General features: G+C 34.5%; 27 protein-coding genes. 12 read left to right on the plus strand and 15 right to left on the minus strand.

The genetic code is table 11. The features are described from left to right. Positions 1-30 precede the first annotated feature (30 nt). The 4 genes from obgE to hpt all read right to left on the minus strand — a co-directional run bounded on the left by obgE (position 31) and on the right by hpt (position 3,735). Positions 31-1,032, minus strand: a complete 1,002-nt coding sequence (gene obgE, locus QO200_RS01375; RefSeq protein WP_371535406.1) for a GTPase ObgE — start codon at positions 1,030-1,032, stop codon at positions 31-33. Positions 1,033-1,184: 152 nt separating this feature from the next. After that, positions 1,185-2,408: a hemolysin family protein gene (locus QO200_RS01380; RefSeq protein ID WP_371535511.1), complete on the minus strand. Its 1,224-nt coding sequence runs from the start codon at positions 2,406-2,408 to the stop codon at positions 1,185-1,187. A 201-nt stretch (positions 2,409-2,609) separates the two neighbouring features. Further along, a complete protein-coding gene (locus tag QO200_RS01385; protein ID WP_371535408.1) occupies positions 2,610-3,182 on the minus strand; it encodes an adenylate kinase in 573 nt (190 codons plus the stop codon). 22 nt (positions 3,183-3,204) lie between these two features. Continuing rightward, the gene (gene hpt / locus QO200_RS01390) at positions 3,205-3,735 is read right to left on the minus strand and encodes a hypoxanthine phosphoribosyltransferase (RefSeq protein WP_371535411.1); all 531 of its coding nucleotides are present in this window, start codon (positions 3,733-3,735) and stop codon (positions 3,205-3,207) included. Between the two features lie 112 nt (positions 3,736-3,847). Here hpt and QO200_RS01395 point away from each other — a divergent pair, with 112 nt between their 5' ends. From QO200_RS01395 to QO200_RS01415, 5 genes are all read left to right on the plus strand, one after another. Next, on the plus strand, positions 3,848-4,378 hold the full coding sequence (locus QO200_RS01395) for a hypothetical protein (RefSeq protein ID WP_371535413.1): 531 nt from the start codon (positions 3,848-3,850) through the stop codon (positions 4,376-4,378). A 55-nt stretch (positions 4,379-4,433) separates the two neighbouring features. Next, positions 4,434-5,591 (plus strand): 5-(carboxyamino)imidazole ribonucleotide synthase, encoded by a 1,158-nt coding sequence (locus QO200_RS01400; RefSeq protein WP_371535415.1) that lies wholly within the window; start codon positions 4,434-4,436, stop codon positions 5,589-5,591. 49 nt (positions 5,592-5,640) lie between these two features. Then, on the plus strand, positions 5,641-6,129 hold the full coding sequence (gene purE, locus QO200_RS01405; RefSeq protein ID WP_371535417.1) for a 5-(carboxyamino)imidazole ribonucleotide mutase: 489 nt from the start codon (positions 5,641-5,643) through the stop codon (positions 6,127-6,129). 75 nt (positions 6,130-6,204) lie between these two features. Further along, entirely contained in the window at positions 6,205-6,732 is a 528-nt protein-coding gene (locus tag QO200_RS01410; protein WP_371535420.1) for a helix-turn-helix domain-containing protein, read from the plus strand. Then, positions 6,732-7,565 carry an IS3 family transposase gene (locus tag QO200_RS01415; protein WP_371535423.1) on the plus strand — a complete coding sequence of 278 codons (834 nt, stop codon included), beginning with the start codon at positions 6,732-6,734 and terminating at the stop codon, positions 7,563-7,565. Before QO200_RS01410 ends, QO200_RS01415 begins: the two co-directional genes overlap by 1 nt. A gap of 82 nt (positions 7,566-7,647) precedes the next feature. On the opposite strand, the gene QO200_RS01420 is transcribed toward QO200_RS01415, so the two are convergent. Then, positions 7,648-8,319 carry a hypothetical protein gene (locus QO200_RS01420; RefSeq protein ID WP_371535426.1) on the minus strand — a complete coding sequence of 224 codons (672 nt, stop codon included), beginning with the start codon at positions 8,317-8,319 and terminating at the stop codon, positions 7,648-7,650. Between the two features lie 233 nt (positions 8,320-8,552). On the opposite strand from QO200_RS01420, the gene QO200_RS01425 reads away from it, so the two are divergent. Further along, positions 8,553-10,580: a M3 family metallopeptidase gene (locus QO200_RS01425; protein WP_371535430.1), complete on the plus strand. Its 2,028-nt coding sequence runs from the start codon at positions 8,553-8,555 to the stop codon at positions 10,578-10,580. 113 nt (positions 10,581-10,693) lie between these two features. Here QO200_RS01425 and QO200_RS01430 read toward each other — a convergent pair whose 3' ends face one another. Beyond that, positions 10,694-11,506, minus strand: a complete 813-nt coding sequence (locus QO200_RS01430; protein WP_371535433.1) for a hypothetical protein — start codon at positions 11,504-11,506, stop codon at positions 10,694-10,696. Between the two features lie 138 nt (positions 11,507-11,644). On the opposite strand from QO200_RS01430, the gene gcvP reads away from it, so the two are divergent. The 6 genes from gcvP to QO200_RS01460 all read left to right on the plus strand — a co-directional run bounded on the left by gcvP (position 11,645) and on the right by QO200_RS01460 (position 19,103). After that, positions 11,645-14,488 (plus strand): aminomethyl-transferring glycine dehydrogenase, encoded by a 2,844-nt coding sequence (gcvP, locus tag QO200_RS01435; protein ID WP_371535436.1) that lies wholly within the window; start codon positions 11,645-11,647, stop codon positions 14,486-14,488. Positions 14,489-14,781: 293 nt separating this feature from the next. Further along, positions 14,782-15,840: a 3-oxoacyl-ACP synthase III family protein gene (locus QO200_RS01440; protein WP_371535439.1), complete on the plus strand. Its 1,059-nt coding sequence runs from the start codon at positions 14,782-14,784 to the stop codon at positions 15,838-15,840. Positions 15,841-16,022: 182 nt separating this feature from the next. Further along, positions 16,023-16,544, plus strand: a complete 522-nt coding sequence (locus tag QO200_RS01445; protein ID WP_371535442.1) for a methyltransferase — start codon at positions 16,023-16,025, stop codon at positions 16,542-16,544. 113 nt (positions 16,545-16,657) lie between these two features. After that, entirely contained in the window at positions 16,658-17,509 is an 852-nt protein-coding gene (locus tag QO200_RS01450; protein WP_371535443.1) for a glycosyltransferase family 2 protein, read from the plus strand. Positions 17,510-17,595: 86 nt separating this feature from the next. Continuing rightward, positions 17,596-18,345, plus strand: a complete 750-nt coding sequence (locus QO200_RS01455; RefSeq protein ID WP_091091481.1) for an ABC transporter permease — start codon at positions 17,596-17,598, stop codon at positions 18,343-18,345. Continuing rightward, a complete protein-coding gene (locus QO200_RS01460; protein ID WP_371535446.1) occupies positions 18,342-19,103 on the plus strand; it encodes an ABC transporter ATP-binding protein in 762 nt (253 codons plus the stop codon). Before QO200_RS01455 ends, QO200_RS01460 begins: the two co-directional genes overlap by 4 nt. 204 nt (positions 19,104-19,307) lie before the next feature. Here the strand turns inward: QO200_RS01460 and QO200_RS01465 are convergent, their stop codons facing one another. The 9 genes from QO200_RS01465 to QO200_RS01505 are packed head-to-tail and all read right to left on the minus strand — an operon-like array spanning position 19,308 to position 25,300. Beyond that, complete coding sequence (locus tag QO200_RS01465) at positions 19,308-19,907, minus strand: SprT-like domain-containing protein (RefSeq protein WP_371535449.1); 600 nt, start codon at positions 19,905-19,907, stop codon at positions 19,308-19,310. A gap of 27 nt (positions 19,908-19,934) precedes the next feature. Next, the gene (locus tag QO200_RS01470; RefSeq protein WP_371535451.1) at positions 19,935-20,288 is read right to left on the minus strand and encodes a four helix bundle protein; all 354 of its coding nucleotides are present in this window, start codon (positions 20,286-20,288) and stop codon (positions 19,935-19,937) included. A 21-nt stretch (positions 20,289-20,309) separates the two neighbouring features. Next, a complete protein-coding gene (locus QO200_RS01475) occupies positions 20,310-20,987 on the minus strand; it encodes an SDR family NAD(P)-dependent oxidoreductase (RefSeq protein ID WP_371535454.1) in 678 nt (225 codons plus the stop codon). 55 nt (positions 20,988-21,042) lie between these two features. Then, a complete protein-coding gene (locus QO200_RS01480) occupies positions 21,043-22,020 on the minus strand; it encodes a M28 family peptidase (protein ID WP_371535456.1) in 978 nt (325 codons plus the stop codon). A 9-nt stretch (positions 22,021-22,029) separates the two neighbouring features. Next, positions 22,030-22,674, minus strand: coding sequence for a hypothetical protein (locus QO200_RS01485; protein WP_371535459.1), 645 nt, complete (start codon positions 22,672-22,674; stop codon positions 22,030-22,032). Positions 22,675-22,678: 4 nt separating this feature from the next. After that, entirely contained in the window at positions 22,679-23,713 is a 1,035-nt protein-coding gene (locus QO200_RS01490; protein ID WP_371535461.1) for a D-alanine--D-alanine ligase, read from the minus strand. Between the two features lie 9 nt (positions 23,714-23,722). Next, positions 23,723-24,433, minus strand: coding sequence for an NRDE family protein (locus QO200_RS01495; protein ID WP_371535463.1), 711 nt, complete (start codon positions 24,431-24,433; stop codon positions 23,723-23,725). After that, positions 24,421-24,909 carry a DinB family protein gene (locus QO200_RS01500; protein ID WP_371535466.1) on the minus strand — a complete coding sequence of 163 codons (489 nt, stop codon included), beginning with the start codon at positions 24,907-24,909 and terminating at the stop codon, positions 24,421-24,423. The genes QO200_RS01495 and QO200_RS01500 overlap by 13 nt, the downstream gene beginning before the upstream one ends. A 1-nt stretch (position 24,910) precedes the next feature. After that, the gene (locus QO200_RS01505) at positions 24,911-25,300 is read right to left on the minus strand and encodes a DoxX family protein (RefSeq protein WP_371535468.1); all 390 of its coding nucleotides are present in this window, start codon (positions 25,298-25,300) and stop codon (positions 24,911-24,913) included. Positions 25,301-25,308 lie beyond the last annotated feature (8 nt).

The following is a 25,308-nucleotide window of genomic DNA, read 5'->3' on the forward strand; positions in this document are numbered from 1 at the left end:
CGGATTTAGTTTTTTATAGCGATAGACTATTTAATCATTCAACATTTTCCATAATTTGTCTTTCAATTCTGTTAACCCTTGTTGGGCAACAGACGAGATAAACATATAAGGAACTCCTTTTAGGGAAACATCTAATTCTTCTTTTAATTCTGCTCTCAATTCATCATCCAGCATATCACATTTTGATATTACCAAAAGACGTTCTTTATCCAACATTTCTGGATTGTATTTTGTTAGTTCGTTTACCAAAATATCATATTCTCCTTTAATATCTGGTGTGTCAACAGGAACTAAGAATAACAGTGTTGAATTTCTTTCGATATGTCTCAAGAAATAATGTCCTAATCCTTTTCCTTCTGCAGCACCTTCAATAATACCAGGGATATCAGCAATTACAAAAGATTGAAAATCTCTGTAAGCTACAATTCCAAGGTTTGGTTTTAAAGTTGTAAACGGGTAATCAGCAATTTTTGGCTTAGCCGATGTTAGAACAGACAATAGCGTTGATTTCCCAGCATTTGGAAAACCTACTAAACCTACATCTGCTAAAACTTTAAGTTCCAAAATTACATCCATCTCAGATCCCGGTAATCCAGGTTGAGAATATCTTGGTGTTTGGTTTGTAGAACTTCTAAAGTGCCAGTTTCCTAAACCCCCTTTACCACCTCTAGACAACACTTGTCTTTCCCCATCTTCGGTGATTTCAAACAAGGTTTCCCCAGTTTCTTTGTCTTTTACAACAGTTCCTAAGGGCACTTCAATGAATTTATCGTCACCATCAGCTCCTGTACTTCTATCTCCACTACCATCTCCACCATTTCCTGCTTTGATATGACGTGCAAACTTAAGGTGAAACAAAGTCCAAAGTCCTTTATTCCCAACTAGATAAACGTGTCCTCCACGACCTCCATCACCTCCATCAGGACCTCCCTTTTCAATAAATTTTTCTCTATGCAAATGCGTAGATCCTTTTCCTCCTTTACCAGAAGAAACAAATATTTTTACGTAATCTACGAAGTTCCCTTCAGTCATAATCTTTTCTTTTACTTCGACATTGATCTAAAGCACCTAACAGCTGCTGGCTGTCTTCCTTTTAATTTCAAATCTTCTGTCCTCTTTTTATTATTCAATGTTCAGCTACAATATTCAGCGCTTTTTTAGCACTATAAATACCGCACACTATTTTATTTTCGCAATGACTTCACCATTACTTTATCAATCTTTATTCCGTCCATGTCAATCACTTCCAACTCATATTTGTTCCAGATTAACTTTTCACCTTGCTTTGGAATATGGGAAAGTTCGGTCATTATTAAACCACTAACCGTAGTTACATCATAATCCCCTATCAAATCATCCAACTCAAAATACGTTAGAAAATCATGTAAAGAATAATGCCCATCAACTAACCAAGTTCCGTCTTCTCTTTCGATCAACTGATATTCATCTTTATAGAAATCAGAAGCGTTTCCTACTAATGCTTCCAGAATGTCATTTAAAGTAATTACCCCTTGAAAAACGCCATATTCATCTGACACAAAAGCATAATGAATCCCCGTTATCTTAAACTTCTCTAAGGCTTTGTAAGCAGTAGTGTACTCCATCATAAAAGGAGCATCAGTCATAATATCTTTCAAGTTAAAATCTTCATCATCTATATGAGCAAAGATATTTTTCAAGTTTACAACCCCTACAATATCATCATCATCCTTATCATATACAGGATATATAGAGTGTAACTCCTCGAGCATGAATTTCTTAACTTCGCTTTTTCCTGAGTGCAACGGTATAAAAACAACTGATTTCCTGTGGGTCATCAATGAATTTATTTTTCGGTCACCAATATGAAAAACACGTTCTACAATATCTTGTTCTATTTCCTGAACTTCTCCACCTTCAGTACCTTCTTTAATGATGGCTTTAATTTCCTCTTCGGTTACTTTTCCGTCAGCTGTAGGTTTTATATTTAAAACATTTAATAAAAACTCTGTTGAATGCGTCAATAACCAAATAAAAGGCGCCGTTATAATCGAAACAAACTTCATGGGCATCGCTACTTTCTTAGCAATCGCCTCAGGATGGTTTAGTCCAATTCTCTTGGGTAATAATTCTCCTAAAACCAATGAGAAAAAAGTTAACACTACTACAACAACTCCCACTGCTATGGAAGAAGCATAAGGTCGTAATACTGCAAAGCCAGCAACGAATGTTTGTACATCTGTTGTTATTTTATCTCCACTATAAATACCTGTAAGAATCCCTATTAAGGTTATTCCTATTTGTACAGTAGATAAAAATTTATTGGGAGCATTAGCTAAATCCAATGCGGCTTGAGCACTTTTATTCCCTTTTTTTGCTGATGTTTCTAATCTGTTTTTTCTCGCAGATATCAATGCTATCTCCGACATGGAGAAAACTCCATTCAATAGAATTAGAAAAAGTATGATTAGTATCTCCATATTTCTTTAGCCCAGATGGTAGTGAAAAGCACGAAGCTTAAAAAACTTTGATTTTCTTGATAGAAAAAAGCGACCAAAGGAAGCTCTTTTTATAACTTAGAAAATAGTTTTATAAGCAAGTACTTGTAGCGTACAGCTGGAAATTGCTTCTTACAAATTATCTATAACAGTACTTACGCGATCCGTGATTTCTTCAATACTTCCTATTCCGTTTACAGCATAAAACTTTCCTTGATCATTGTAATACTGCATTAAAGGAGCTGTTTTCTCGTTGTATTCTTGATATCTATTACGGATTTTATCCTCGTCTTGGTCATCAATTCTTCCACTTGTTTTACCTCTCTCCAGCAAACGTTTTACCAAAACCTCATCATCAGCTTCTAAGGCAATAGTTGCAGCAACTTTTGAATTGATTGAAGTTAAAAAAGCATCTAGTGCTTCTGCTTGTGAAATCGTTCTAGGATAACCATCAAATAAAATACCGTTAGTATCTGGATGTTTATTTACCTCATCAATAAGCATTTTAGTTGTCAATTCGTCAGGCACTAAATCTCCTGCATCCATATAAACACGGGCTTGTTTACCCAACTCTGTATCGTTTTTTAAATTAAAACGAAAAACATCACCTGTAGAGATGTGAGTTAATTTATATTTTTCTTTCAAAAATTCTGCTTGAGTACCCTTTCCTGCTCCTGGTTTTCCAAATAAAACAATGTTGATCATAATGTGTGTTGAGTAGTTGTAGTTATTCTTTTAGTTTATATACTTCTGGTAAATTTCTTCCTAATCCATCATAATCAAGACCAAAACCTACTATGAATTTATTTGGAATTCTGATTCCAACATAATCAATCTTAATATCTTTCTTGTATGCTTCTGGTTTAAAGAAAAGAGTCGCTATTTTAAAATGTTTTACATTTTGAGCTTTGAACAATTCTTTTAGCTCAACCAAGGTGTTACCTGTATCTACAATATCTTCAATGATAACAACTGATCGCCCAGTCAAATCCTGGTTTAAACCGATTAATTGTTTCACCTCATCTGTTGAAGAAGTCCCTTCATAAGAAGCCATTTTTATAAAGCTTACTTCGCAGGGTTTTGTATATTTTTTCATAAAGTCAGAAACTACCATAAAAGAGCCGTTTAAAACCCCTATAAATACTGGTGTTTCATCTATAAAATCGTCTTCCACTTGTTGTACCATTTTTGTGATGGCAAAATCTATTTCTTTGGCAGAAATAAATGGAACAAATTGTTTATCGTGAAGTTGAATCATTATTATCCTATTTAAAATAATTCACAAAGGTATGAATTTCTGAGTTGCCAATTCATTTTTAAAACTATAAGAATATGGTACAATTAAAAATATTAGCTATTTTTGACCATAGATGAACAACGAACTTTATAAAAATGTAGTAAATAGCTCTGCCTATCGTGCAAGTCGAGACGAAAACGTACACCTTATTTTGACTGATTTACAGTTATTCCCTGATCTATTAGCAATTGCTTTTGACACTGCTGACAAAAACCACTACAAAGCCTGCTGGATTCTTGAATTAGTCCTGGAAAAACAGCTCCATCTTATTACGGACCATCTTCCTATATTTTGCATTAACCTTTCAAAATTTAGAAACGAAAGTGCTACGCGTGCTGTTTCAAAAATTTGTATGTTCCTAAGTAAGCACTTAACCTTAACTGACCTACAAGAACAACAAATTACCGAAAGCTGCTTTGACTGGCTTATTAGCGAAGACCGAAAAGTAGCTACAAAAGCTTATTCCATTCGGGCTTTGTATGAATTAGGTAAAAAACACAATTGGATTTATCCTGAATTACAGCGTATTCTTACTGACGATTACCACAAACATTCTTCCGCTTACAAAGCAGTAGCCAGAGAAATATTGAAGAAAATAAAATAGCATTTTCGCATTTGACCTATATAAAGTATCTTTGCCAGTAACAAACAACTACACAATGAATTATTTTTCTTCTGATTTTAAACTAGGAATATTAGGTGGTGGACAACTGGGCAAAATGCTTTTGTTTGACACTCGAAAATTTGACATACAAACCTATGTTCTGGATCCAAGCGATGAAGCACCTTGTAAAATTGCCTGTGATCAATTCTTCAAAGGAGATTTGATGGATTTTGATACCGTTTATAATTTTGGGAAAAAAGTCGATGTTTTAACATTCGAAATTGAACTCGTTAATCTCGACGCATTAGTAAAATTAGAGAACGAAGGATTAAAAGTATATCCTTCCCCAAAAACACTAAAACTGATTCAGAATAAAGGCATTCAAAAAACTTTTTATTCAGAGCATAATATCCCAACCGCAGATTTCAAACGCTTCGACAATCTTAAAAGCTTAATTGTTGACATCCTTGATTCTAAATTAAGAATGCCTTTTGTGTGGAAATGTACTGAATTTGGATATGACGGAAACGGAGTAAAAGTAATCCGACAAATCTCAGATTTAGACCACCTTCCAAACGTAGAATGCATTGCTGAGGATATGGTTCCCTTTAAAAACGAGTTAGCAGTTATTGTTTGTCGAAATCCTTCAGGGGAAATCAGAACCTATCCTGTGGTCGAAATGGAATTTCACCCAGAAGCCAATCAAGTAGAATATGTTATTTGTCCAGCACGAATTGATGACAAAGTAGCCGAAAAAGCGAGAGCAATCGCTTTGCAAGTTTCTGAAAAATTCAACCATGTAGGCTTGTTAGCTGTAGAAATGTTTCAAACAGAAGACGATGAAATTCTAATCAACGAAGTGGCGCCACGACCTCATAATTCAGGACATTATTCGATAGAAGCCAGTTACACTTCACAGTTTGAAAATCATTTGCGCGCAATTTTAGACTTGCCATTAGGAAACACGGAGAGCAAAGTAGCCGGAATTATGGTTAATTTAGTAGGTGAAGAAGGCTATTCTGGAAATGTAGTATATGAAAATATCGAAAAAATATTAGGATGGAATGGTGTTACACCACATATTTACGGTAAAAAACAAACACGTCCTTTTAGAAAAATGGGACACGTAACCATCGTAAATAGCGACATCAAAGAAGCACGAAAAATTGCAGAGGACGTTAAAAACACAATTAGAGTGATCAGTTTGCAGTAATCAGTTTACAGCAGCGTTTCAACACATAAAACTACAAACAAAAAACACAATGAGCAAAGTAGCAATAATAATGGGAAGTATCTCTGATATGCCCGTAATGCAAGAAGCCATCGAAGTATTAAAAGGTTTCGGAATCGATATTGAAGTAGATATCGTTTCGGCACATAGAACACCTGAAAAACTATTCGATTTTAGTCAAAACGCACACACTCGCGGAATTTCGGTAGTAATTGCTGGTGCTGGAGGAGCAGCTCATTTACCTGGCATGGTAGCCTCAATGTCTCCACTTCCAGTAATAGGAGTTCCTGTTAAATCAAGCAACTCTATTGATGGCTGGGATAGTATCCTGTCAATTCTTCAAATGCCAGGAGGAGTTCCTGTAGCAACTGTTGCTTTAAACGGAGCTAAAAACGCAGGGATTTTAGCCGCTCAAATCATTGGAAGCCACGACAAAAAAATCTTAGATAAAGTAATAGCATACAAATTAGGACTAAAAGAATCTGTAATTATCGCATCAGAAAGTTTACTTAAAAAATAACATTCCCTTATACAAACAAAGGCTTCCTATTATGCACTGCCCCCAAAAAGTTAGACACTATTTGGGGGTATTTTTATGGAAAGAAAAGTCAAGTATGATTACGCATTTAAACTGGAATGTGTAAAATTAGTTACCAATGAGCACTATTCCTGTGCATCGGTATCGAATAAAAAAGACACTAGTGAATCTAATATTCGTAAGTGGGTTAGTTTTTACAGAGAATATGGCAAAGTTGGATTGTTGCCTAGGAGGAATCGGGTTTATTCCATTGATTTCAAACAAAAAGTATTACTCTCAATTGATAGGGATTCATTATCATTAAGAGAAGCTCGTTTGAAATTTAATATTCCTACCGGCTCAACTATTATCAAATGGAAAAGAGATTTTGTTAACTTTGGTTTGAAGGGATTAGAACCTAAACCCAAAGGCAGACAAAAATCTATGAGTAATTTTAAACGCAAAAAACGTAAATCTGATAAACCATTAACTAGAGAGGAAGAACTTCTTTTAGAGAATGAAGCATTACGATGTGAACTTGATTTTCTAAAAAAGTTACAAGCCTTAATTCAAGCCGAAGGGAAAGCCAAAAAGCGCAAGTCATAATGGAATTAAGGCATCAGTATGATTTAAATTTACTTTTAAACCTTACAAACGTGGCACGTAGTAGTTTTTATTATTATCAAAAACAAAGTAAAATACCTGATAAATATAAGGCTATTAAAGAATGGATTAATTCAATCTATCACAAGCACAAAGGCCGTTATGGGTATCGAAGAATAACAGACGAACTAAACAACAAAGGAATAATTATCAATCATAAAACGGTTTTAAAGTTGATGAACTTACTAGGGTTGAAAAGTGTTATAAGGGTTAAGAAATATAAGTCTTATAAAGGAGAGCACGGGAAAATAGCTCCTAATATTTTGGCGCGCAATTTTAAAGCAGTTGCACCAAATCAAAAATGGGCAACCGATATAACCGAGTTTAATGTCTCGGGTCAAAAATTGTATTTATCGCCTATTATTGATTTATTTAATCAAGAAATAATTAGCTATGAACTCACAGAACGGCCAGTGTTTAATCAAGTAGTTATGATGCTCAAAAAAGCATTTAAAAAAATACCAAATAACACTAATCTAACACTGCACTCAGATCAAGGCTGGCAATATCAAATGAAACAATATCAGAATTTGCTGAAAGAAAAAGGGATTGTACAAAGTATGTCAAGAAAAGGAAATTGTTTAGACAATGCAATAATTGAAAACTTCTTTGGAATATTAAAATCTGAACTGTTTTATCTTAAAAAATATAAATCAGTAGACCAATTAAAAAAAGAGATAAACCAATACATAAACTATTACAATAATGATAGAATCAAGTCGAATTTAAACAAAATGAGCCCGATACAATATCGAGCTCATTATTATCAAAATTAATTATAAATTTGTCCAAACTTTTGGGTTCAGTCTAATTATGGAAGCCTTTGTTGTTTTTAAAGCTTTTATATTTTATCCAAAATTAGTCTTCTTCTTCTTCAATTTCTTCAAGAACGCTCTCAAATTCAGATGCAATTACATCTTCATTATTAATCCAATTCTCTGAGGTAACCAAACTGAAATTTACATTATCTTCTGTATTTAATTCCCAAACAATCCCTTCGGCTGTAGGAAAAGGAATGTTTTTAGTCATCTGGTCTTCAAATAACCTTTTGATTAAATTTCTATCAGACAATCCATTATTCAATAATTTCAGCACACTTTCAGCCGTTAATTCTTTCACGTCACCATCAGTTGGCGTCATTGAGAAATGAACAACAGATGCTTTGGTATTAGGGAATTTTCCGTTATAAGCTTTATAAAGCAATTGATTGACATGGTACAATCTTGCTTGCATATGAATTTCAGGATATTCTTCACATACTTTATCAATTAACATATTGTGCGAAATTTGCTCAATTTGCCCTTCATTTAATTCTTCACCCAGCTTGTAAGTAAGCACAATTTCTGCAGCTTCATTTGGTTCATAATCAGATATGGCCATTTCTAGCAATTCCGGTAAATTCTTTTTTTCTGCTGTAGCTGCATCTGGAAAATTAAATTTCTCCAGTAACTGAATATAATCTTCATCTGACCAATACCCTTCCACTTCGTTTACAGTATCGATACGCTTTATTATAATTTGGTAATTCATTTCTTATATACTATTTATATTATTGTTAGTAATTAGCTCATTCATAATCTAATCTAATTGTACAATTTAGGCATTTAAAAGAAGCCATAAAAATAAATAACATATATATAACATAACCCTTATTGCTTAAAGCGTGAAATCACTGCTGCTTTGTAATCTCATTTTTTTAATAAATCGCTACCTTTGTAATTAGAAACATTTAGTTTCAACTAATCATAATTAATGACTACGTAATGAAAATATTAACGACGAAATTTAATACAAAATACGATACAGCACCTTTCTCTAAAATAAAAAACGAGGACTTTCTTCCTGCTTTTATCGAAGGAATAGCATTGGCAAAGGCCGAAATTGATGCAATTGTACAAAACGAGGAGACGCCTACTTTTGTAAACACCATTGAAGCTTTAGACTTTAGTGGTTACACATTAGATCGTCTTTCGAGCATTTTCTTCAATTTGAATTCAGCAGAAACCAATGACGAAATCCAAAAAATCGCTCAGGAAGTTTCTCCATTGTTATCAGATTTTGGTAACGATATCAGACTGAATGCCGAATTATTTGCTAAAGTTAAAGCAGTACACGAGCAAAAAGCCTCTTTGAACCTCAACCCAGAGCAAACTACTTTATTAGATGAAAAATATAAAAGTTTTTCTCGAAATGGAGCTAACCTAACGGAAGACAAAAAAATAAAACTCCGTGAAATTGACAAGGAATTATCAAAGACAAGCTTACAGTTTGGCGAAAATGTATTAGCAGAAACCCAAGCTTTTCAATTGCATCTTACAGATGAAAAAGGCCTATCTGGATTACCGGAAGGTACGATAGAAGCTGCTCGTTCTTTGGCGAAAAGCCAAGAAAAAGAAGGCTGGATTTTCACCTTAGATTACCCTAGTTATGTTCCATTTGTGACTTATGCTGACAACCGTGAATTGCGTAAAAAGATGGCAATTGCTTTTGGAGCCAAAGGTTTTCAAAACAATGAATTAGACAATCAGCAAAATGTTTTTAAAATTGCAAAATTGCGTTTTGACAGAGCACAACTTTTAGGATATGCTACCCATGCCCATTTTGTGCTTGAAGAAAGAATGGCTGAGAGCCCGGAGAAAGTAAAAAAATTCTCTTTGGATTTACTGGAAAAAGCAAAGCCCGCTGCGGTAAAAGAATTTGCAGATCTAACGGCTTTTGCCAAAAAACTAGATGGCTTAGAAGAACTCGAAAAATGGGACGGCGCATATTACTCAGAAAAATTGAAACAAGAATTATTCAGTTTAGATGACGAGAAACTAAAACCTTATTTTCAATTAGAAAAAGTACTAGATGGTGCTTTTGCCATCGCTGGTAAATTATATGGTTTAACTTTTACAGAAGTTTTTGACATCGACAAGTACCATGAAGAAGTAACTACTTATGAAGTAACAGATGAAAAAAAGGAATTAGTTGCTATTTTCTATGCTGATTTTTTCCCTCGAAAAGGGAAACGTAATGGCGCTTGGATGACTTCTTACAAGTCACAATTTGTAAAAAACGGAATCAACGAAAGACCACACATCTCAAACGTATGTAATTTCACTAAACCTACAGAAACAAAGCCTTCGCTATTAACTTTTAATGAGGTCCTGACTTTGTTCCATGAATTTGGACACGGATTGCACGGTATGTTAGCCAACACCACTTACCCAAGTTTATCTGGAACTTCGGTATACTGGGATTTTGTAGAATTACCGAGCCAAGTAATGGAAAACTGGTGCTACGAACCAGAAGCTTTGGCTTTGTTTGCAACACATTACCAGACAGGCGAAATCATACCTATTGAATTAGTTCAAAAAATAAAGGAAAGTTCTAACTTTCAGGAAGGGATGGCAACGATGCGTCAGTTGAGTTTTGGCTTATTAGATATGGGATGGCACGGACAAGACCCTTCGTCTATCACAGATATTAAAGCTTTTGAAACAGAACAATTTGCAGATACTAAATTATACCCTGACGTAAAAGAAAATGCGATGAGCACCTCTTTTTCTCATATTTTTCAAGGAGGATATTCTGCTGGATATTATAGCTACAAATGGGCTGAAGTTCTCGATGCCGATGCTTTTGAGTTTTTTCAAGAAAAAGGAATTTTCAATAAAGAAGTTGCAAATAAGTTCAAAGACAATATTCTTTCTAAAGGAGGAACAGAACATCCTATGATTTTATACAAACGATTCAGAGGGCATGAACCAAGTCCAGATGCTTTATTAAAAAGAGCAGGATTGTTGTAGATTGTTGATTAACTATTTTTAATCTCAGATTTGGACCGAAGTAGCAATGCTTCGGTTTTTTTATTTTAAGGATAGATTGTACAATTATACGCTATTCAACAAAATTCATCTTTTTAAAAGAAAACCACCATCAGCCACCAAAAAATCGGAATACTTTCGACCCAAAAAGAAGTGTAATACCTAGAGCGTTTTTCATTGGCAAAAGCCAAAAATAAAGAAAGAGCTAGGACAAGAATTCCATTAACGATCAACTGCTCTTCAATAAAATTAGTTTTCAAAAATTCTAAAAAATAGAACGGAACCAGTAATAACAGGCCAACTATTTTTGTCTTTCTAATTCCTATTTGCTGCGGTACCGTTTGTAAATGTGGATCATCATTAGCCAAATCAAGAATTTCAAAAATCAAGATTAGCACGAAAACCAGTATAAAACGCTGTATGCATTTGAGATAAAAATCGAGCCCCAAATCAATATGCGCATTTACCAGAGGCAGCACTAGTGTTACCCCAACCCAGCACAAAGCCACGATATAGATCTTTACGCCTGCCCAATTTCTCGCATTCTTTCTATTGGGAAAAAAAGGAAGCGTATAGAGCAGTGTCAAAGCTAAAACACCCATAGAAACTAATTGTGTTATTAACTGCAATTGAAAAAAATAATACCCTACTCCCGCTAACGAAAAGAGACTCAATACGGCAATAATTTTTAACTCATTTCGCATTTGTTTTTTTTGGGCTCTTGCCAAAGCATCGTATTTCACAAAATTATAACCTACAATTGTTCCGAAAAAAGCAAAATTAGCCATGGCTTCATCAGCAGAAATGTGGAACATAAAATGCGTCATTCGCACAAGTGCATATACGGACAAAGCCACATGAATGCTACTTCTTATGTAAAAATCAAATATTCTTTTAAAACTAATCATTAAACAAACTTAATCAATTGTGAGCAAATACATCATTTAGTTGATAAATTGATAAAAAATCAAGACCAAAACACGAATTAGATTGTTTATAATACTTATTTTTGCAGCACTAAAAAAACACAACATTACTACACTTCCATGAAAACAGACTCATTTGCTTTAAGACATTTAGGACCAAGAGATCACGATTTGCCTAAAATGTTAGAAACCATAGGTGTTGAAACTTTAGATCAACTAATTTCCGAAACTATTCCAAGTGATATTCGTTTGAAAAAACCTTTAGAATTGGAGCATATTATGACCGAATACGAATATGCAAATCACATTCGATTATTAGGTCGAACGAATAAAGTTTACAAATCATATATCGGTTTAGGGTACCACCCAACAATTGTTCCACCGGCAATTCAAAGAAACATTTTTGAAAACCCAGGATGGTACACTGCATATACACCATACCAAGCAGAAATTGCACAAGGTCGTTTAGAAGCTATCTTAAATTTCCAAACGATGGTTATTGAGTTAACCGGAATGGAAATTGCCAATGCATCATTATTAGACGAAAGTACTGCTGCTGCTGAAGCAATGGCCTTATTATTTGATGTTCGTTCCAGAGATCAAAAGAAAGCAAATGTTTGTAAATTCTTCGTTTCTGAAGAAATATTACCACAAACGTTATCGGTTTTACAAACTCGCTCTGCACCTATCGGAGTAGAGTTAGTTGTAGGGAATCACCAAGATTTTGATTTTTCAACTGAATTTTTTGGAGCAATACTTCAATATCCTGGAAAATACGGTCAAGTTTACGATTATGCTGATTTTATCAAAAAAGCGGCTGAAAAAGAAATAAAAGTGGCTGTTGCTGCTGATATTTTATCATTAGTAAAATTAACACCACCAGGAGAAATGGGAGCTGCAGTAGTAGTTGGTACGACACAACGTTTTGGTGTCCCAATGGGCTACGGTGGACCACATGCTGCATATTTTGCTACAAAAGATGAGTACAAACGTTCTATGCCAGGAAGAATCATTGGTGTATCACAAGACGCTAATGGAAACCGTGCTTTGCGTATGGCATTACAAACACGTGAACAACACATCAAACGTGAAAAAGCAACGTCTAACATTTGTACTGCTCAGGTTTTACTTTCTGTTATGGCAGGAATGTTTGCCGTTTATCACGGACCAAAAGGATTGCGATACATTGCAAATAAAGTTAACTCAATGGCAGTGACTTTGGCTGATGCTTTAAATAAATTAGGCGTTCAACAAACGAATACCGCTTTCTTTGATACGATTGTGGTAAAAGCAGACGCTAAAAAAGTGAAAGCTATTGCAGAAAAAAACGAAATCAATTTCTTTTATATAGATGATGAAACAATTTCTATTTCGTTAAACGAAACAATTTTGTTTAAAGACATTAACGAAGTAATCGCTGTTTTTGCTGAAGTTTTAGGAAAAGACGCTTTTGAAGTTAGTGACTATACATTAGACAATAGTTACCCATCGAACTTAAACAGAACAACTGAGTTTTTAAAACACGATGTTTTCAATAACCATCATTCTGAAACTAGTTTGATGCGTTATATCAAAAAATTAGAACGTAAAGATTTATCATTGACACACTCAATGATTGCTTTGGGTTCTTGTACTATGAAGTTGAATGCAGCTGCAGAAATGTTGCCTTTAAGTATGCCTTACTGGAACACTATTCATCCATTTGCTCCATTAGACCAAGTCGAAGGATACACTAAAATGCTTAAAAAACTAGAGCATCAATTGAATGTAATTACAGGTTTTGCCGGAACTACATTACAACCAAACTCTGGTGCTCAAGGAGAATATACTGGATTAATGACTATTAGGGCATATCACCTATCAAGAGGGGATGACCAACGAAAAATCTGTTTAATTCCCGCTTCAGCTCACGGAACAAATCCTGCTTCGGCTGCGATGGCCGGAATGAAAATTATCGTTACCAAAACAATGGAAAACGGTAATATCGATGTAGAAGATGTAAGAGAGAAAGCCCTTCAATACAAAGACCAATTATCTTGCTTAATGGTAACTTACCCATCAACACATGGTGTTTTTGAAAGTGCTATTAGAGAAATCACACAAATCATTCATGACAATGGTGGTTTAGTATATATGGATGGTGCAAACATGAATGCACAAGTGGGGTTAACAAATCCAGCTACAATTGGTGCTGATGTTTGTCACTTGAACTTACACAAAACGTTTGCCATTCCTCATGGTGGCGGTGGACCAGGTGTAGGACCAATTTGTGTAAACGAAAAATTAGTTCCGTTTTTACCAAGCAATCCATTAGTTCACGTAGGTGGCGAAAAAGCGATTACCGCAGTTTCTGGCGCTCCTTATGGTTCTGCTTTAGTATGTTTAATTTCATACGGATACATTTGCATGTTGGGTTCTGAAGGAATTACAAATGCTACTAAATATGCTATTCTAAATGCAAATTATATGAAAGCCCGTTTAGAGGAGCATTACCCCATTTTGTATTCTGGAGAAAAAGGAAGAGCAGCTCACGAAATGATATTAGACTGTAGAGGTTTCAAAGAAAACGGAATTGAAGTGTCGGATATAGCGAAACGCTTAATGGATTATGGTTTCCATGCGCCAACAGTTTCTTTTCCAGTTGCAGGAACTTTAATGATTGAACCTACAGAATCTGAAGATGTAGCTGAATTAGATCGTTTTTGCGATGCGATGATTTCAATTCGTAAAGAAATTGAAGAAACATCAACTGAAGAACCAAATAACGTATTAAAAAACGCACCTCATACCTTAGCGATGTTAACTGCTGATTCGTGGACATTACCTTATTCAAGAGAAAAAGCAGCTTATCCTTTAGACTATGTTGCAGATAATAAATTCTGGCCAAGTGTTCGTCGCGTTGATGAAACTTACGGTGACAGAAATTTAATTTGTAGCTGTGCTCCTATTGAAGATTATATGTAGTATTAGCGCTGCAAGTTATTAGAAAATGCCTCGAAACTATCGAGGCATTTTTTTTTGGCTTAGGTCTTCAGCCCAAGAATATTAAAATATTTATTTTGACAAAAAAGGCAGGAATCAACAGACAGGAATCAGTACTAAAAAAAACTGTGGTGTTTTCTAATATTTATTAAAAAATCATCAGTAAATTAGCTAAATAATTATTATTCTATAATTATATGCATGCATAGTAAATAACATGGCTATAATCATTTTTTTATCATTAAATTAGCATAAATTTTTTGGAAAACAAACCGATGAAAATAAAAATAACTGGAATAGGAAGTTACATTCCTGAGAAAAGAGTAAGTAATATAGACTTTAGTAATCACGTTTTTTTAAATGAAGATGGTACATCTTTTGGTTATCCGAATGATGTGGTCATCAAAAAATTTAAAAGCATAACTGGAATTGAGCATAGGCGGTATGCCGACGACAATTTAAACTCGTCCGACTTAGCATTTTTGGCATCCAAAAAAGCGATCGAAAACGCAGCTATCGACCCTGAAACTATCGATTACATTATTTTCGCACATAATTTTGGAGACGTAAAGCATGGTACTTCCCAATCTGACACGCTTCCAAGTTTGGCTACTCGTGTCAAAAATAAATTACAAATAAAAAACCCAAAGTGTGTTGCCTATGACATCCTTTTTGGATGTCCCGGTTGGATTGAAGGTGTGCTTCAAGCAAATGCCTACATCAAATCAGGAATGGCAAAACGTTGTTTAGTGATTGGCTCTGAAACCTTATCAAGAGTGGTGGATGACCATGATAGAGATTCCATGATCTACTCAGATGGCGCTGGTGCTTCCATTATAGAAGCTTCTGATGATGAAACAGGATTGCTTTCCTATGAAAGTGGTACTTATGCTATGGATGAAGCAAACTATTTATTTTTTGGAAAATCATACAACCCAGAAATAGACCCCGATACGCGATATATAAAAATGCACGGTCGTAAAATTTATGAGTTTGCATTAACTACAGTTCCTGCCGCAATGAAAAGCTGTTTGGACAAAAGTGGTATTGCCATTGACGATGTCAAAAAAATTCTTATTCATCAAGCGAATGAGAAAATGGACGAAGCAATCATACAACGTTTTTATAAACTGTATGACAGACCCGTTCCTCAAGACATTATGCCCATGAGTATTCATGAGTTAGGAAACAGTAGCGTGGCGACAGTACCTACTCTCTTTGACCTATTAATTAGAGGTGAAATAAAAGATCAAAAAATCAGCAAAGGCGATGTTCTACTATTTGCTTCAGTTGGAGGCGGAATGAATGTCAATGCATTTGTTTATAGATACTAAGTTTCTATACAAGCGAATCAAGCTATACAGCATAAAACCACAGTTAAAAAATCACCTTTTTAAACTGTGGTTTTTTCGTTTCTATCTACATATAAATCTATGAAATAAGAACCATATGTTTGTATCTTTGTACCTTTATAAACCATAATGAACGAGGGGTTACTTCGTTCCTCGCAATGACTATGTACGAAAAAACGTTTCCCAACAAAAGATTCAAACACACCTTAGAATTTCTAAATAAACACATCTCAACTTCAGAGAGTATTTTAGACTTAGGTGTCGAAAATCCATTTTCAAAGATCATGAAAGAAGATGGATACACAGTTAAAAACACCACTGGCGAAGACTTAGATCTAGACCAATCGGTATTTTCAAAAGAGAAACAAGATGTGGTAACTGCTTTCGAAATTTTCGAACATCTACTAAATCCATATACTATTTTAAGCGAAATAAAATCTGATAAACTTTTCATCTCTATTCCGATGCGTTTGTGGTTCTCCCCTGCTTACCGAAGTAAAACGGATATGTGGGACAGACATTACCATGAATTTGAAGACTGGCAATTAGATTGGCTGTTGGAAAAAGCAGGATGGAAAATTATTGATCGCCAAAAATTTACTAATCCCGTTAAGAAAATTGGTATTCGTCCTTTATTGCGTTACTTTACCAATAGGTATTATATCGTTTATGCGGAAAGAGCCTAAATGCAAATTCCAAAATAAATGAATATCAAAAAATAAATTACAAATTCCAACTTGACATATACTTCAAATTGGAATTTGCAGTTTAAAAAATTGGAATTTTATTCAAAATAAACATGAACTACTACATAGTTATACCCGCACACAATGAAGAGGCATTTATTTCATTAACCTTACAATCATTAATTTCGCAGACCCATTTACCCTCAAAAATAGTTGTGGTCAATGATAATTCTACTGATAAAACTGCCGAAATTATTTTGGCTTTCGCCAAAATCAATCCGTTTATTTCATTAGTAGAAAAAACATCAAGTGCGATCCACTTACCCGGAAGCAAAGTCATACAGGCTTTTCAAAAAGGATATGAAACATTAGATGACAATTACGACATCATTGTAAAACTAGATGCAGATCTAATCTTACCAAACAATTATTTTGAGACCATAGTTAAACATTTCGAAGAAAACCCAACGACAGGGATGGCTGGTGGATTTGCTTATATCGAGAAAAATGGAGATTGGGTTTTAGAGAACTTAACTGATAAAGACCATATTCGTGGTGCTTTTAAAGCATACCGCAAAGCCTGCTTTAAACAAATGGGTGGATTAAAAGCAGCAATGGGTTGGGATACTGTAGACGAATTACTTTCTAAATTCTACGGCTGGAAAGTAATTACTGACCCTTCCCTAATTGTAAAGCACTTAAAACCAACCGGAGCAAATTACAACAAAACAGCACGTTACAAACAAGGTGAAGCTTTTTATACTTTGGGTTATGGATTTATAATTACGGCAATAGCTTCGGCTAAATTGGCTTTCATGAAAAAGAAACCCTTGTTATTTTTTGACTACATCAAAGGTTTTCTAAAAGCTAAATCAGCTAAAACCCCGTTATTAGTAACCCAAGCGCAAGCTAAATTCATAAGAGATTATCGTATTGAAAAAATGAAAGAAAAGCTTTTTAAATAATTTGAATTTTATTTTTATTAAAAAACTCCAAACTCTAAACTGAAAACCGGCTACTAATTCTTAATTTAGCCCATATTTTTAAACATATGATGCTCATTAGATACATAACGCAAATAGGGAGATACTGCCTAATGCTTAGAGAAATTTTTATCAAACAAACCAAGTGGTCTGTTATGAAAAAATTAATCTTCAAAGAAATTGACGACTTAATCATTGATTCCCTTGGGATCGTAGCCTTCATTTCTTTCTTTGTTGGAGGAGTTGTGGCGATTCAAACCGCACTAAACCTTACCAATCCATTGATTCCAAAATACCTTATTGGTTTTGCCACAAGACAATCCGTAATATTGGAGTTCGCTCCTACTTTTATCTCGGTTATTATGGCGGGAAAAATGGGTTCCTTTATCACATCGAGTATTGGTACAATGCGTGTGACGGAGCAAATCGACGCACTGGAAGTTATGGGGGTTAACTCCTTAAATTACTTGGTTTTCCCAAAAATAATCGCTTTGTTGCTGTATCCATTTGTAATTGGTATCAGTATGTTTCTAGGAATTTTAGGAGGCTGGATGGCAGGTGTATATGGAGGATTTACTTCCAGTGCAGAATTTATCAATGGAGCCCAAATGGACTTCATTCCATTTCATATTGTTTACGCTTTCTTAAAAACCTTAATTTTCGCAATGTTACTGGCAACCATACCCTCTTTTCATGGATATTACATGAAAGGTGGCGCTCTAGAAGTAGGTAAAGCCAGTACAGTTTCCTTTGTTTGGACATCGGTTTCTATAATATTATTCAATTATATATTAACGCAATTGTTACTGGGATCATGATAGAGATAAAAGATATAAAAAAATCATTTGGAGGCGTTATGATTCTGAAAGGCATTTCGACTGTTTTTGAAACTGGAAAAACGAATCTAATAATTGGACAAAGTGGCTCCGGTAAAACGGTTTTACTAAAAAGTCTATTAGGAATCCATACTCCAGAATCAGGGCAGATATGCTTTGATGGGAGAATTTACTCAGAATTAGAACCAGATGAAAAAAGAGAACTAAGAACTGAAATAGGAATGGTTTTTCAAGGAAGTGCCTTATTCGATTCTATGACAGTCGAAGAAAATGTAGCTTTTCCATTAAAGATGTTTACCAAAGACAACAAAGCTGCCATCAAAGAGCGTGTTGACTTTGTACTAGAAAGAGTAGCATTAAAGGATGCTCATAACAAACTGCCTTCTCAAATATCTGGAGGAATGCAAAAACGTGTCGCAATTGCCCGCGCCATTGTAAACAAGCCTAAATATTTATTTTGTGACGAACCCAACTCAGGGCTAGACCCAAATACCGCTACATTAATTGATAATTTGATCAAAGAAATCACCGAAGAATACGATATCACTACCGTAATTAATACGCATGATATGAACTCTGTAATGGAAATTGGGGAGCGCATCTTATTCCTTAAAGACGGATTAAAAGCTTGGGAAGGAACAAAAGAAGAAATTTTCAGGACAGACAATCAAGCGGTTGTAGACTTTGTTTATTCTTCTAATTTATTTAAAAAAGTAAGAGAAGCCTATTTAAAGGGGTGAAATTAGGAGCAGAGCCTTCACAATTCACAATAACTTACCTCCCGCTATCCGTTGCAATCTTTTATCCTTATTGATTTTTTCAATCCGGAACTAAATCCAGAATAAAAGGATTTTCACTGCTATCAGGGCTACAAATAAAATTTCATTTCCATAATAACACAATAAAAGCACAATCACTTGATGACTGTGCTTTTTGATTTATAACTAATTAGGCAATAGTTCTACCTCAGCATTTGGATTAAAAAGATACATTTTCCCAGAGCTTACTTCGAGACATTCAAAACGTTTAATTCTTACGGCCATTTTTTTAAAAATCTTTCCGTTTTCGATTCTAAAAACACTGCCGTAGGGAATCTCAAATATATAGTTTTTATCATTTTGCGCGTCAAACTGTTTCAGTGCTAACGATAAAGTCGAGTCAGTATCACTGCTGGCCGTTGGATTTTTAAAATGTCGTGCTAATAAAGGTAATAATTGACTTGGGAAAATTTCTGGGCGTATATAAGGAATCATCAACTGTTGAAAAGAATATTTCCACTCATTACCGTGGGGCTTGATTTTTCGTCCAAATTTTTCAAAAGCAACCAAGTGAGCAATCTCATGAATCAGGGTAATTAAAAACTTATATTTATTGAGACTTGAATTGACTGTTATCTCGTGTTTACCGTTGAGTCCTTTTCGATAATCGCCATGGCGAGTTTGCCTCTCATTGACAATCTTAAGGTGAACTTGATTGACGACGATGAGTTCAAAAACGGGTTTCACCGCGTGCTCTGGGATATATCTTGCTAAGGTTTCGCTCAAAATAAGTTAGGAATTATAAATTATGAGTTATAAGTTTTTCTTCGAGGTGATGATTATACTTCGAATAATTTTTAAAACTTCATTACTCTGTTCATGCATTGATTTAAATTCATTTTCAGAAATATAGCTTGTTACTTTTAGTAGTTCTAACCAATACATCGATTCATCACATTCTTTTTGTGCAATAGCTAGTTTATGAATGAAATCCGGTTTGATTTGGGCATTTACAGCTTCGCGGACATTTTCTCCAACTGAGATTATAGACCGTAAAAACTGCTTACTCATAATATATTCTTTCTTTTCAGCAACTATATATTTATAAAAATTAACTCCTCTAACAGCTAACTCAAAGCTCTTTGTCTTAACGATACTTTCACTCATAATTCATGACTTACAACTATTTTAAGGATTCGTAGAAGACACTTGCAATACTTTTCCGTTGAAATATTTATTCCCCGTTAATGTGAAATCATAGATGTAGTCTGCCATTTCATTTGCTTTTATTGGCGCTTGGTATCCTGGGAAAGCTTCTTCTAACATTTCTGTTTGAACTGCTCCTAAAGCCAATACATTAAAGGAGATACCTCTTTCTTTATATTCTTCGGCTAACAACTCTGACAAGGTTATTACAGCTCCTTTACTTGAACTATAGGCTGCAAGTCCAGGAAACTTCAAACTACCTTGAACACCGCCCATAGAACTTATGGTAACTACATGACTCCCTTTTTTCAAGTATGGCAAACAGATGCGGGTAAGATTAGCAACTGCAAAAACATTCACTTTATAGACATTTTCAAAATCTTCTTGAGTGATCTCTTCAAAAGGTTTCGACAAAAAGCTTCCTGCATTATGCACAATGGCATCTACAGTTTTCCATGATTTAGACAGTACATTTTCGACTTTCGCTAAATCGGATTGACTTGACAAATCAACAGAAATACAGCTGATATTCTCATGTTCTATAAGTATTCTTGGTGTTTTTCTAGAAATAGCCAACACTTGATATCCTGCATTAGCAAATTTCAACGCTAATTCATATCCTATTCCTCTACTTGTTCCCGTAATAATAATCTTTTTCATATAGCAAAAATAAACAAAAGCTTTAAAACATCAGTTTCTATCGCCTAAAAACAATTTAATTCATATGAATTTCTTGGCAGGAAGAATTTGCCATTTGAGTTACGGCAGGCAACAATTCCTGAATAAACTGGGTCATATGCCCTGTATCCATTACTTTAAACTCATCAGACACATGATGATAATATTCGAAATTTTCAAAGTCAAAAGTACTCACAGACTGGCAAGGAACATTAAAAACATCGTAAAACGAATAATTATCTGACCTGTAAAACAACTTATATTCGGCAGCTTTAGGTAAAAAACCAACACTGTTTTTACCGGTATATTCATTAATTTTTGCTCCCATATTGGATTTTTCAAAACCGGTGAGATATGCCAGATAATCTCTTTTCATTGGTACACCTATCATCTCAATATTAAATTGTGAATAGAGATTAAAACCCTGCTGTTTTAGCTTTTTGGCTAAGTGCTTAGATCCCAACAATCCTTTTTCTTCCCCTACAAAAAACACAAAAAGAATACTTCGTTTATTTAATTTAGAACCACTGAAGTATTTTGCCATTTCGGCAACGGCCGTTGTTCCTGAAGCATCATCATTAGCTCCATTATTTATAAAATCTCCATTAACTCCTTCTCTTGCCAAGCCGATATGATCATAATGCGCGCTAATCAGTAAAAACTCTTTTTTAAGAACAGGGTCATTTCCTTCTAAAAAACCTACGATATTGTAAGCCGTTCCTTTAAAATTAGATATCGTATCTCGATAAGAAGAAAAATAGGGCTTGACATTATTAGTCTTAAAAAATTGCTCTAAGTAAGCAGCGGCTTTTTCCATTCCTTTTGTTCCACTCTCTCTTCCTTCTAATTCATCTGAAGAAAGGTATTTTAAAGTTGCAGCAACTTCACTTTCTTTGACTTGGTATAAGATTTCAGTTGGCTTATTTACTGACTCAGCAACTGGGTTTGAAACCACACTAGCATTGGGTTTACATCCTAAAAGAATAAAAGGAAGCAGCATCACTACTTTTTTCATATTTTAAATTTATGGTTTTATATTGTATTTCTTAAAGACTTTATATCCTTGTAGACAAGCCAAAACTATGAAAAACAAGGGAATTATTATAGCAAACAAGTATTTTGAGATATGCGCTCCACTTTGAGCGATAGTATGTAAAAAAAAGACAAATCCCATCATTCCCGCAAAAGTACCCACTAATGTTCCGCCAACGTAATAAAATTTAAGTGCTTTTGTAGTTTTAATGTAGTTTCCATTGATCAAATACAAATTCCATCCTGTCCAAAATGGAAGTTGGAGAAAATTAATACTACTCAACAGTAGTCCAATTAAAAAAGGCGAATAAATCACATACTTTTTTAGATAATTAGGACTAGCTGCCGTTTGATTCGAATAGGAGTAAAAGGAATACGCCAAAAACAATAAAAAGAAAATACCAAAAACATCAATTACCTTCATTAACTTGATATTATTGACCAGTCGATTTGCAAAAATAAGCGTAAAATAAATCACAAATGCTTCAACAAAAACCACCCCTAATAAATACAGAACCAAGTTTTCAATTCCGAATTCAGTGTAAATTTGAAATCCAATAATATTCAAATATCCTAACGGAATCGAGCCTAGAAAGCTCACTAGAAAACCGACTAGAATATTCTTTATTACTTTCATCTTATTAGAAATTTACAATTTTATTGCTTTGCTCTAGATGCATACGATATTCCTTCATACCTACTTTATGCGCTAAATAAGGAGCGCCATTCTTATTGTTCTCGACACTGATTTCATACATATAAGTAATGTGCCGCGCGAGTTCTTTCCATGCAAAAAACAAAGAATGCCTTGGGTCATAGATATGTGTCGGTTCGCTTGCAGCGCCATTCAACTCCACTACAGCAAAGTTTTTTCCGTTTTCTAATTCCACAAAAGTATTGTACATTACATCCAATCTTCCAAAAAAGAATCCAGGAATTTGCAAACACATTTCGTTGATGGTGTCTTCCAGCTTTTCAGTAATCCAATGGCTTCCATCTAAAAACTTGGCCCCTCGGGCATGATTACCATAGGGCACAAGATTTAGTTTTTCCCCGTTTGGCAAAACCTCCAAAAGTTTATTACCATATTCTTTCTTCAATACTTTTAACTGTAATTCGTATCGCGGATTTACTTTTATCAACGCCTCTACTGTAGCAACGCCATCTCCAGTAATAATTAGAAATTCCTTAGAAACGACACCTGTTATTTTACCTTTTTTTTCATTTGGATAACGAACATAAAATATACCCACTTCATTTTCAAACGGAATCAAATCTTGCACCACAAAATCAAAATTTGCCTTCAAAGCATATTGTTCTAAATCTTCCAGCGTACTAATTTTCTTTACGCCTGAGCCTCGCAAACCGATGTCTGGCTTTGCAATAAAAGGATAACGTATATTCGATTGTTCGATTATTGCATTAATTTCATCTACGGCAGTTCCTTCTTTTATAAGTTCCGTTTTTGGATAATACTGTTGCGGAATCAAATCATAAATTGCTTTTTTTGATTCCATAATAAATCCTCCGTTTTTGATTGTCGGATTAGAGGCATTAAAGAAAAAAATGGATTTTGCTTTGACAGCATAAAAAGCCCAAAGAAAATAAATAGGAATATACACAACCTGAAAAGGCCAATATTCCCAATGCGTCACTTTATGTAGTAATAATTTCAATGTCGTAGATTAAATAGTGATAAATGAGGTACTGAAATCTTCTTGAGCAATCAGGTCATGATGCAATATGGTCACTTTATTTTTTTCGATAATAGATTGGGTAATACTCAAAGTTTTTAATTCTTCGTTTCTATTGATTATCAAGCCATTTTCTTGATTTCCTTCTTCTGTATAGCGATGAAAGTTGTACATTTCTACCTCAGACAGCGACTTGCTGACTCCTAAAAATGCCTGAAATAAACTACGGCGTTTTTCTCTGACTTCCTTTGGGTACAAAGTCGAAGAAGACCATATATGCTTTTCGTTCGCATCTAATTGTACCGCTTCTTTTTCAGCACCATTCCAGCGGAGTTGAAAAAGCTCTTCCTCTTGAAATAACACTATGGTAAAAGGCTCAATATTATCCAGATTAATTGTATCCCAATAATCCCGTGGAGATCCATTACCAATAATATCTAAAACAATCAATCCGCGGCTTTTACTATAATTCAAACCTGCAGCATGCTTTTCATGAGCTCCATTTAACAAAACGAGAACGGTACCATTTTCATCAACAACGTACCAAGTCCCACCCGCTTTTGGGTCTTTAGGATAAATAACATTCTTACCATTTACAGTATAATTTTTTGGCGCTATCGCACTCGGTCTGATTAACTGTTCGTCCCGATTTGACGTAATGATAATTTTAGTATCGGTTTTTACAAAGCTTACTGTGCACATTGATTTCTATATTCGATAGTGGAACGTGCAACACCAAAATTTTCATTCACAAAAATAGTTTCACTTTGTAAAACGGCCACTTTTATGAGCGCCTGATGATGAATACAATGCTCCAGATTATAAAGTAACTCTCTAAAGTAGTTGCTGTTAATTGTGACTTCTTCGTTGTCTATAATTTGTTGCAACTCGATTTTTTTATTTTCTTTTTCCAATAAACTCTGAATAGTTACAATTTGCGAAATTGCAAAAGTGGCATCCGTTTGAATTAAAATATTCCTTGGTCTTTTATCGTAGTTAACCATACCTGATTCATAATTATTTTCCAGGCATTGAAACATCTCTACAATATGTCTGGTATGTTCCCCAATGGTGGAATTACTTAATAATTGACAAGGTTTAGAAAACTCGGTATTTGAAATCTGCTTGAGTAAATCAATCAATTCATCCAAACTATTTTTTATGGAAGGAATAAGCATCTTATAATTTTAATTTTAATAAATTGGGTGTTTTATTCCTATTTTGATACACTAAAACAGAACAGCAAAGAAAGGTAATTAATGCCATTATAAAAAGTGTCCCGCAATCACCTTGTAGTTCAATTCCTAAAACAAAAACAGGAGATAGTAAAGCACCATTCATGACTCCAAAACCTAGTAACTCCTCTAACAACGTGGCTCTTGGAATTAAAATCAAAATAGACGCAACTAATTCGAGCACACCAGAACTAATACGTCCACAAGGCTCCATTACTAAGGTGTTAAAGATATAGATACTTTCGGCTGCGCCAGTAAATTTAAAATATAATGTTTGCATTAAAATTACAGCAATAACAATGCGCAATAACCAGCTAATTACTAATGACTTCATAATGCTAG

Source organism: Flavobacterium sp. Arc3 (assembly GCF_041431375.1).
GTDB lineage: Bacteria > Bacteroidota > Bacteroidia > Flavobacteriales > Flavobacteriaceae > Flavobacterium.

Excerpts from the sequence above, each read along its gene's own strand:
- QO200_RS01415 (WP_371535423.1), top strand. The coding sequence starts at position 6,732 with ATGGAATTAAGGCATCAGTATGATTTAAATTTACTTTTAAACCTTACA.
- purE (WP_371535417.1), top strand. The coding sequence starts at position 5,641 with ATGAGCAAAGTAGCAATAATAATGGGAAGTATCTCTGATATGCCCGTA.
- QO200_RS01425 (WP_371535430.1), top strand. The coding sequence starts at position 8,553 with ATGAAAATATTAACGACGAAATTTAATACAAAATACGATACAGCACCT.
- QO200_RS01495 (WP_371535463.1), bottom strand. The coding sequence starts at position 24,433 with ATGTGCACAGTAAGCTTTGTAAAAACCGATACTAAAATTATCATTACG.
- hpt (WP_371535411.1), bottom strand. The coding sequence starts at position 3,735 with ATGATTCAACTTCACGATAAACAATTTGTTCCATTTATTTCTGCCAAA.
- QO200_RS01500 (WP_371535466.1), bottom strand. The coding sequence starts at position 24,909 with ATGCTTATTCCTTCCATAAAAAATAGTTTGGATGAATTGATTGATTTA.
- QO200_RS01400 (WP_371535415.1), top strand. The coding sequence starts at position 4,434 with ATGAATTATTTTTCTTCTGATTTTAAACTAGGAATATTAGGTGGTGGA.
- QO200_RS01470 (WP_371535451.1), bottom strand. The coding sequence starts at position 20,288 with ATGAGTGAAAGTATCGTTAAGACAAAGAGCTTTGAGTTAGCTGTTAGA.
- QO200_RS01440 (WP_371535439.1), top strand. The coding sequence starts at position 14,782 with ATGAAAATAAAAATAACTGGAATAGGAAGTTACATTCCTGAGAAAAGA.
- QO200_RS01450 (WP_371535443.1), top strand. The coding sequence starts at position 16,658 with ATGAACTACTACATAGTTATACCCGCACACAATGAAGAGGCATTTATT.
- QO200_RS01460 (WP_371535446.1), top strand. The coding sequence starts at position 18,342 with ATGATAGAGATAAAAGATATAAAAAAATCATTTGGAGGCGTTATGATT.
- QO200_RS01395 (WP_371535413.1), top strand. The coding sequence starts at position 3,848 with ATGAACAACGAACTTTATAAAAATGTAGTAAATAGCTCTGCCTATCGT.
- QO200_RS01455 (WP_091091481.1), top strand. The coding sequence starts at position 17,596 with ATGATGCTCATTAGATACATAACGCAAATAGGGAGATACTGCCTAATG.
- QO200_RS01485 (WP_371535459.1), bottom strand. The coding sequence starts at position 22,674 with ATGAAAGTAATAAAGAATATTCTAGTCGGTTTTCTAGTGAGCTTTCTA.
- QO200_RS01430 (WP_371535433.1), bottom strand. The coding sequence starts at position 11,506 with ATGATTAGTTTTAAAAGAATATTTGATTTTTACATAAGAAGTAGCATT.
- QO200_RS01385 (WP_371535408.1), bottom strand. The coding sequence starts at position 3,182 with ATGATCAACATTGTTTTATTTGGAAAACCAGGAGCAGGAAAGGGTACT.
- QO200_RS01480 (WP_371535456.1), bottom strand. The coding sequence starts at position 22,020 with ATGAAAAAAGTAGTGATGCTGCTTCCTTTTATTCTTTTAGGATGTAAA.
- QO200_RS01380 (WP_371535511.1), bottom strand. The coding sequence starts at position 2,408 with ATGTCGGAGATAGCATTGATATCTGCGAGAAAAAACAGATTAGAAACA.
- QO200_RS01475 (WP_371535454.1), bottom strand. The coding sequence starts at position 20,987 with ATGAAAAAGATTATTATTACGGGAACAAGTAGAGGAATAGGATATGAA.
- QO200_RS01410 (WP_371535420.1), top strand. The coding sequence starts at position 6,205 with ATGGAAAGAAAAGTCAAGTATGATTACGCATTTAAACTGGAATGTGTA.
- obgE (WP_371535406.1), bottom strand. The coding sequence starts at position 1,032 with ATGACTGAAGGGAACTTCGTAGATTACGTAAAAATATTTGTTTCTTCT.
- QO200_RS01420 (WP_371535426.1), bottom strand. The coding sequence starts at position 8,319 with ATGAATTACCAAATTATAATAAAGCGTATCGATACTGTAAACGAAGTG.
- QO200_RS01505 (WP_371535468.1), bottom strand. The coding sequence starts at position 25,300 with ATGAAGTCATTAGTAATTAGCTGGTTATTGCGCATTGTTATTGCTGTA.
- QO200_RS01445 (WP_371535442.1), top strand. The coding sequence starts at position 16,023 with ATGTACGAAAAAACGTTTCCCAACAAAAGATTCAAACACACCTTAGAA.
- gcvP (WP_371535436.1), top strand. The coding sequence starts at position 11,645 with ATGAAAACAGACTCATTTGCTTTAAGACATTTAGGACCAAGAGATCAC.